Here is a 7,669-nt window from a genome sequence, read left to right as displayed (position 1 = left end):
CTTTTCCATTCATTTGTCGCAGCACTAATCAAATAAGAAATAACAGTAGAAACCGTGCATTTTCGGGCTGTCTCGGTGTGGTTGAACTCCGTTAAAATCGCCTGGAGCTCTGCTTCTGAAAGAAAGTTTTGAATCAATGTGTGGGACGTGGTATTCTTGTTCATGAGAGATTCCTCGTTTCGTCAATGTTGGTGTGGTAACTTACATTGTACAAGAGGAATCTCTCTTTTTGTATTCATTTTTTGGTAGAATTTAGATAATCAACAGACGTGTACTTTTATATTTTTCATCAGCTACTCCCTATATTTATTTTTCTATTCTCACATAAGGATTTCCTTGCAAAAGCTGCTCCATAAACACATCTTTCTCTTTTGGCATTGTAATCATATGCACATCAAAATTATCGCCGTACGTAATTTCCAGGTTTTTTTTACTTTTTCCAACAAACCGGATTGTTCGAATACTTGCGAGTGGAATTTTCTTTTTTGTAAGCCAATGTCCTGTTACAAGCTCACCATTAACGATTTTATGTTGAAAAACAAACGCTTCAGAAATAGATATGCTATTGACAATTAGAAATAATATCCCTATTACAAGCCCCGTTAGCAATCCTTTTCCATTTAGCGTAAATGATATAACAGGATAGAATGCAACAAGTAGCAGCATAGTCACAGCAAACAGTATTTTGATTAGATTTTTTTTCACGTGAAATTCCATCTCCATCACCTCTTATCCACATTATACTATTTATTGTTAGTAAATTCAGAAAAAAAGAAGCGCCCTAATATACGCTTCTTTCCTTCCATTCTCTCGCTAACATGCTATACACCGCAATGTCATGAAAATGATCATATAACCATTCTCCATCACGCATCATTCCATCTAAGCGAAAGCCCAGTCGTTCCGGAATGGCACGGCTCTTTACATTTTCTGCTCCGCAATGAATTTCAACTTTATTTAATTGTAATTCTTCAAAAGCATAACGAAGTACATCCTCTACACAGCGTGTCATAATGCCTTTCCCACTTGCTTCTTCTGCAAGATAGTAGCCAAGACTTGCCGCTTTTTTTGTCCAATTCACCGGATGAATACCAACCATCCCAACGAGTTTTCCTTTATAGCGTATACCTGCTTGAAAACCATTTCCATCTGCGAATTGATGTAGCCACATCGGAAAAATTTCATTATATGCTTCCACTGTTTTCGTACGATCGACCCATGGAAGCCATTCTCGTAAATGTTCTCGGTTGCTGTCCACTAATTCGTACAGCTCATTTTTATGATGTTTTTCCAACAATTGTAATTCAATTTCTTCATCGACTCTGAGTGTAAACATTTCTCCATCCCCTTTTTTTCTAACTATTCTATCACTTTCAGTTAGAAATTGTTAATGAAAATTATATGTTTATACTTTCTTTTTTAGCTCTTAATATGAAAAATCCAGATGAAAGAAGAACGCCACTAATTACTAAAATCATTCCGAGTACTTGTGCCAAAGTTATATTTACACCATTTAAGAAAGAAACAATCATTGTTACAACGGGAACTAAGTTAAAAAATAAAGATGTTTTAGCAGCCCCAATTTGAGACACCCCGTTATTCCACCATAAATAGCCTAATACACTCGTTCCAATAGCCATAAATAAGATGGAAAGCCAGGCGAATAGAGGAATATCCAAAATAGGCACTATATTTTTCTGTAAAGGAGAAACACAAAGAAAAGCAATTGCTCCAACAATCATCGTATATGTTGTTGTGTGCATAGGACTTCCACTTTTAATAAGCTTTCTACTTAATACACTATATAATCCCCAGCAAACATTACCCAATAAAATAAGCAAATCTCCTATGGAAAAAGATAAATTCTGTATAACAGAGAATGACCCTTGTGTAATAACAAGTATTACACCAATAAATCCAAATGCCATTCCGATTACTTGCCTTCTCACTATTTTTTCTTGTAAAATCAGCCTCGCTAATATTGTCGTAACAAGCGGATTCGTAGCCATAATGAGTGAGCCATTTATAGCCTCTGTACTTTTCATCCCTAAAAAGAAACAGAAATTAAACCCAAATACACCAACTATCCCAAGTAACATGTAGTAACCAATATTCTGTTTACACTCTTCCAACTTCAAATTTTTCCTGATAACTAAAATACTTAACATAACAAACGCCGCTATGCCGAAACGCCACGCAGCAATGTGAGCAACTGAAAAATATTGTACTGCATATTTGGAAACGTTAAATGTTCCACCAGTAAATAATGCAAATCCAAGCAACTGTAGATACACTTTATTTTTCATCATCGCCCTCACAGTACTTTTCTCCTAAAAAATCATGATAAATCTCTAGTTTTTGTTCTGTAAGTTGAATTACTCGTTCTAATTGTTTCTTTTGGACTTCTATCTTCTTCAAATGATCATTTAAAATAGAAATACGCTTTTTTATTTTCGAAGGCACTTCTTCTTTTCTTTGCTTAATTTCTTCTAAAATACAACCGTCACTCGCAAACTCCGCAATTTCCTCTAATGACATTCCCGTTCGCTTTAAAGAATACAGAAATTGTAAAAACTGCACATCTCCATCTGTATACTGCCGAATACCGCTATTTCGTTTGGGCGGTGGCACTAATCCTAGCTTTTCGTAATAACGAAGTGTATGGATGCTCATTCCTGTTAACTCTGCAACTTTTCCAATTGTATACATCATATCTCCCCCTTACCTTCCATAATTTCATCTTACAATCTAGAGTTAACTCTAGGTCAATAACAAAAAAAGACGCGTATCTCTACACGTCTTTGTCATTTCTTTATTTCTTCTCTGCCACTTTTACTTCCTTTAAGTAAGCAGATTCAAACTTTTGAATATCACCAGCGCCCATAAAAATAAGTACGCCGTTTTTATGTTTCTTTAATACTTCTGTCGTCATAACTGTAACCAATTCTGCACCATCAATGCGTTGCTGTAAGTCTTGAATTGTTAGCTCTCCTCTATTTTCACGCGCAGAACCGAAAATATCACATAAATATACTTGATCGGCTTTACGTAAGCTTTCTGCAAATTCATCTAAGAATTTTTGTGTTCTCGAGAATGTATGCGGCTGAAATACTGCTACGATTTCACGTTCTGGGTGTTTTTGACGAGCTGCTTCAATTGTCACAGTAATTTCCGTTGGGTGATGTGCGTAATCATCAATAATTACTTGCTCACCTACTACCTTTTCATTGAAACGACGCTTTACGCCGCCAAATGTTGTTAATTGGTGTTTCACAACTTCGACATCAATGTTTTCATAATGACAAAGGGCAATAACCGCCAATGCATTTAGCACGCTATGATTGCCGTAACCTGTGATTTCGAACGTTCCATAATACGTATTGCGAACAAAGACATCAAATCCAGTGCCATCTGTTCGTTTTTGAATGTTACGTGCCTGAAAATCATTGTCTTCGCCAAATCCATAGAAAATAACTGGTACTTTCGCCTGAATCTTTTGAAGTTCTTCATCATCACCGCACGCAATAATCCCTTTTTTCACTTGCAGCGCCATCTCCTGGAACGCACTAAATACATCATTAATGTCTGCAAAGTAATCTGGGTGATCAAAATCGATATTTGTCATAATTGCGTAATCTGGATGATAAGACAAGAAATGCCGGCGGTATTCACAAGCTTCAAATACAAAATACTTACTATCCTCTACTCCAAGTCCTGTTCCATCACCAATTAAACAAGATGTAGGGCTCGCTCCTTGCATCACGTGAGATAACAAACCTGTCGTTGATGTTTTTCCGTGAGCACCAGTTATAGCGACACTCGTATACTTACTCATAAAATCACCTAAAAAGTGATGATAACGATGAATAGGTAAATTTAACTCTTTTGCATATTCAATTTCCTCATGCGTATCTGGAAATGCATTTCCTGCAATAATCACTTGTCCTTCTTCAATATTCTTCTTATCAAAAGGTAGGATAGAAATCCCACGCTTTTCCAACGCTGTTTGCGTAAAAAAACGTTTGTCTACATCAGAACCTTGAACAGTATGCTTCATGTCATGTAAAATTTGCGCTAAAGCACTCATCCCTGTCCCTTTAATTCCCACAAAATGGTAAACTGTCATCTTAAAGAACCTCCAACATTTCGAACTATTCCAACGGTCTATCTATAAGACAGTATATGATTTTCTTCTTATTTTGGTAATCATCACGGATCTCTTATAATCCCGTCCAAGCTTCCGTATAAGTCCATAACAAACTTATTATAGCAAAAAACAATCCGTTATACTATGATAACAGAAAAACTGATAGGGTCAATTCCCTACCAGTTTATCCGTTTATTCAACTATTTGAAACTAATTATTCCTCACTTAATATTCAGAGAGAAACAAAGAAAATTGGTGTGGAGTCCCCGCACCCATGAAATTTTCACTTTATTCCGCGTCTTCCCTTGCTTGTAATTGAACTCGTTCTAAACGCGGATTCGGACGATATTTACGCCCTGCTTTCGCTTCTGGTTTTCCGTTTAATTCTACGTTATCACCTGTGAAGCCAATGTTCATTTTTAATAAGCTACTGCCGACACCATAAATATCAACAGGAACATTTTGTGATTCAAACTCACGAATACGTTTCTCATCAAAACCGCCGCTTACTACGATATTCACGTGCTGGAATCCTTCGTCATCTAATGCTTTACGAAGTGCAAAGATTAGAGATGGATTCACACCGCGTGGATCAAATGTGCCAAGTACTTCTGGATGACGAATGAAGTATTGGTCAATCATTGTACGCGATGTATCTACACGTACGCCTTTTAGTTCTGATCCGAACTCACGAGCAACACGAAGTGCATCTGTAATTACATCGTTATTGTAATCGATTAGTACGACTAGCTCATCTTCTGGAAACTTTTTATGATATGCTTTTGCCGCTTCTACAACATCACCATTAAACATTTGGATCAAGGCGTGAGGCATTGTTCCCATTCCGCTTTTGCCCCACCATTCATTCATCGCGTGCGTTGCTTGTGCGCTCATACCGCCGATATAAGCAGCATAACCATCACCAGCTTGTTGTGTATAATGATCATCACGGTCGCCCATGAAAATAACAGGCTTCTCTTTCTGACCGCTGCGCGCAGCTTGTACAACATTATACACATTTGTTGCCACAGAAGTGCGTCGTCCTAAAATGCCATCAATGACTCCTTCTAAATAGCCGAAATACTCATACGGTCCGCGAATCGTTAATACCGTTTCAAACGGACTTACCTTATCCCCATCTTTTAAAGAATGAATTTCAAGCTCTTCAGGATGCTCCGCAAATGTTTGTAATAAAGCAAGCACTTCATCTGTTCCGCATAATACAGCATGTTCCTTTTGGAAAAATTGCATTGTCACAACACTTTCCGCTCGAAATTCTTTAATAATATCACGAGTTTTTAAGAAATAAACCGCCGAAAACCATCCTTCACCAACGCGCTCATCAAACTTGAACGTCTTATTTGTCAGTCGATTTATTTCACCTTGTAATTTTAGTTCGATTTCTTTCATGTCGCTATACTCCCTACTTTACTATCCAACGTTTTCTCTTAGTATACAGCAAAACCTTTTCTTATACATGTATATCCTGCATCGCAGCAAATTCATCTTCTGTAATAAGGACATCTCTGGGTTTTGTTCCGCGTGCTTCCGAAATAATCCCTTGCGCTTCCATTTCCTCAATAAGACGAGCGGCACGGTTATAACCAATACGGAATCTTCTCTGTACAGAAGATGTGGACGCTCCCCCTTGTTCCACAACAAATTGACACGCCTCATAGAATAGCTCATCCTCAGATTCTTGTTGTTCCGTTTTTGCCAATAAGTCTTCTTGCTGGAATAAATAATTTGGCTTCATTTGACGTTTCGCATGCGCAACAGATTTTTCAATTTCTTCATCTGAGACGTATACCCCTTGCACACGAACCGGTTTTGATGTTCCATTCTCTAAAAATAGCATATCTCCGCGTCCAAGTAATTTCTCAGCTCCACCAATATCAATGATTGTACGAGAGTCTACTTGCGATGACACTGTAAACGCAATTCGCGTTGGAATATTTGATTTAATTAAGCCTGTAATTACATCTACAGATGGACGCTGCGTCGCTACTAATAAATGAATTCCACAAGCTCTTGCTTTTTGAGCAATGCGGCAAATTGCTTCTTCTACATCACCCGGTGCAACCATCATTAAATCAGCTAACTCATCAATCACAATGACGATATACGGCAACGTTTCGCCTGGAAGTTCTTGTTCATTCATAATTGTATTATAACGTGGTAAATCACGCGCACCTGCATGCACAAACAATTCATAACGGCGTTCCATTTCATCTACTGCCCATTTTAATGCTGCCGTTGCTGCTTTTACATCCGTAATAACCGGTGCAACAAGGTGTGGTACAGAATTATACGGCGCAAGTTCCACCATCTTCGGATCAATTAACATTAGCTTTACTTCATGCGGCTTCGCCTTATATAAAATACTTGTTAAAATCGCATTAATACATACACTTTTTCCTGATCCTGTCGACCCGGCAATTAAACCGTGCGGCATTTTTCGAATATCCGTAACAATCGGTGTTCCTGAAATATCAAGACCGAGTGCGACTGTAAGAGGCGATTCGCTTTTCGTAAACACTGGGCTTCGTAAAATTTCTCGAAGAAATACGGCTTTGCTTTCTTTATTTGGCACTTCAATCCCCACCGCATTTTTGCCCGGAATTGGCGCTTCAATTCGAATATCACGAGCCGCTAAGTTCAGTTTAATATCATCACTTAAGTTCGTAATTTTATTTACTTTCACACCAGGATCTGGCTGCACTTCAAAACGAGTAACAGCTGGTCCTTGCGTCACATTCACAACTTTTGCACCAATATGGAAATTATGGAATGTCGTATTTAACAGTTCTTTTTGTTCCTCTAACCACTCAGCATCATTTGTCGCTGAGTGACTTGGAATATTTAAAAGTGTTAATGGTGGAAACTCGTATGTTGGCGGTGCTTGTAAAACATTACGAATGTCTTGTGTTGTTTCTACAACAACTCGGTGCGTCATTTCTTCTTGTACTGGCTGCTTTTCTACAGGTGGCTCGATATGTTGTGGTTGTGTTTGCTTAGGTTGCATTGCCATTGCTACATGACGTTTTTCTTCTAACATCTGTTTATCTTGCTTCAACATCACTACATTAAACGGAACGAAACGTTTCTTCTCACGTTGTGGCTCTTCAATCACCTTTTCTTTTTGCTTCGCTTTCACTTCCGGCTGTTTCCTAGCTTGCATTTCTTTTTCTTCTATTAGTACATTTGCAAAACTTTGTACAGCTTGCCGTGTTTGCTTATCAGCTTGAACAAATTCTTCCGTTCGTTCTTGCGTGAAACTTTCTGCTTCCGATACTCCATCAAATTCTGCAGCAACCAATTCTTCTTCAGTCGACTCTTCCATCTCGGCAGTAGCAAGTTCTGCTACTTCCTCGATTACCTCAACTTCCGGCAATTCTTCTGTGGTAGGTTCTTCTGCGTCCAATGTCGCTTCTTCCATAACTGGTTCTTCCGTTATTTCTGTTGCCTCAGCCAGCATTTCTTCTACTGACTCTTCCATCTCCGCAAATTCCTCTGCTTCCA

At 38.3% G+C, this 7,669-nt stretch carries 7 protein-coding genes; all 7 read right to left on the bottom strand.

Annotation, left to right across the window (positions count from 1 at the left end; translation table 11 throughout):
* Positions 1 to 306 precede the first annotated feature (306 nt).
* Complete coding sequence (locus tag H280_RS0122290; RefSeq protein ID WP_020063310.1) at positions 307 to 717, bottom strand: PH domain-containing protein; 411 nt, start codon at positions 715 to 717, stop codon at positions 307 to 309.
* A gap of 64 nt (positions 718 to 781) precedes the next feature.
* Positions 782 to 1,336 carry a GNAT family N-acetyltransferase gene (locus tag H280_RS0122285; RefSeq protein WP_020063309.1) on the bottom strand — a complete coding sequence of 185 codons (555 nt, stop codon included), beginning with the start codon at positions 1,334 to 1,336 and terminating at the stop codon, positions 782 to 784.
* A gap of 61 nt (positions 1,337 to 1,397) precedes the next feature.
* The gene (locus H280_RS0122280; protein WP_028411349.1) at positions 1,398 to 2,306 is read right to left on the bottom strand and encodes a DMT family transporter; all 909 of its coding nucleotides are present in this window, start codon (positions 2,304 to 2,306) and stop codon (positions 1,398 to 1,400) included.
* The gene (locus tag H280_RS0122275; RefSeq protein WP_020063307.1) at positions 2,296 to 2,709 is read right to left on the bottom strand and encodes a MerR family transcriptional regulator; all 414 of its coding nucleotides are present in this window, start codon (positions 2,707 to 2,709) and stop codon (positions 2,296 to 2,298) included. Before H280_RS0122275 ends, H280_RS0122280 begins: the two co-directional genes overlap by 11 nt.
* 103 nt (positions 2,710 to 2,812) lie before the next feature.
* Positions 2,813 to 4,126: a UDP-N-acetylmuramate--L-alanine ligase gene (gene murC, locus H280_RS0122270; protein WP_020063306.1), complete on the bottom strand. Its 1,314-nt coding sequence runs from the start codon at positions 4,124 to 4,126 to the stop codon at positions 2,813 to 2,815.
* 309 nt (positions 4,127 to 4,435) lie between these two features.
* The gene (locus H280_RS0122265; RefSeq protein ID WP_020063305.1) at positions 4,436 to 5,557 is read right to left on the bottom strand and encodes a nicotinate phosphoribosyltransferase; all 1,122 of its coding nucleotides are present in this window, start codon (positions 5,555 to 5,557) and stop codon (positions 4,436 to 4,438) included.
* A 61-nt stretch (positions 5,558 to 5,618) separates the two neighbouring features.
* Positions 5,619 to 7,669 (bottom strand): DNA translocase FtsK (locus H280_RS24215; RefSeq protein WP_020063304.1); only part of this gene is annotated, 2,051 nt, incomplete at its 5' end.

It is taken from the genome of Bacillus sp. 123MFChir2, from assembly GCF_000383235.1.
Classification (GTDB): domain Bacteria; phylum Bacillota; class Bacilli; order Bacillales; family Bacillaceae_G; genus Bacillus_A.
The sequence above is the reverse complement of the archived record's forward strand: the minus strand, read 5'-3'. Positions and strand labels throughout refer to the sequence as shown.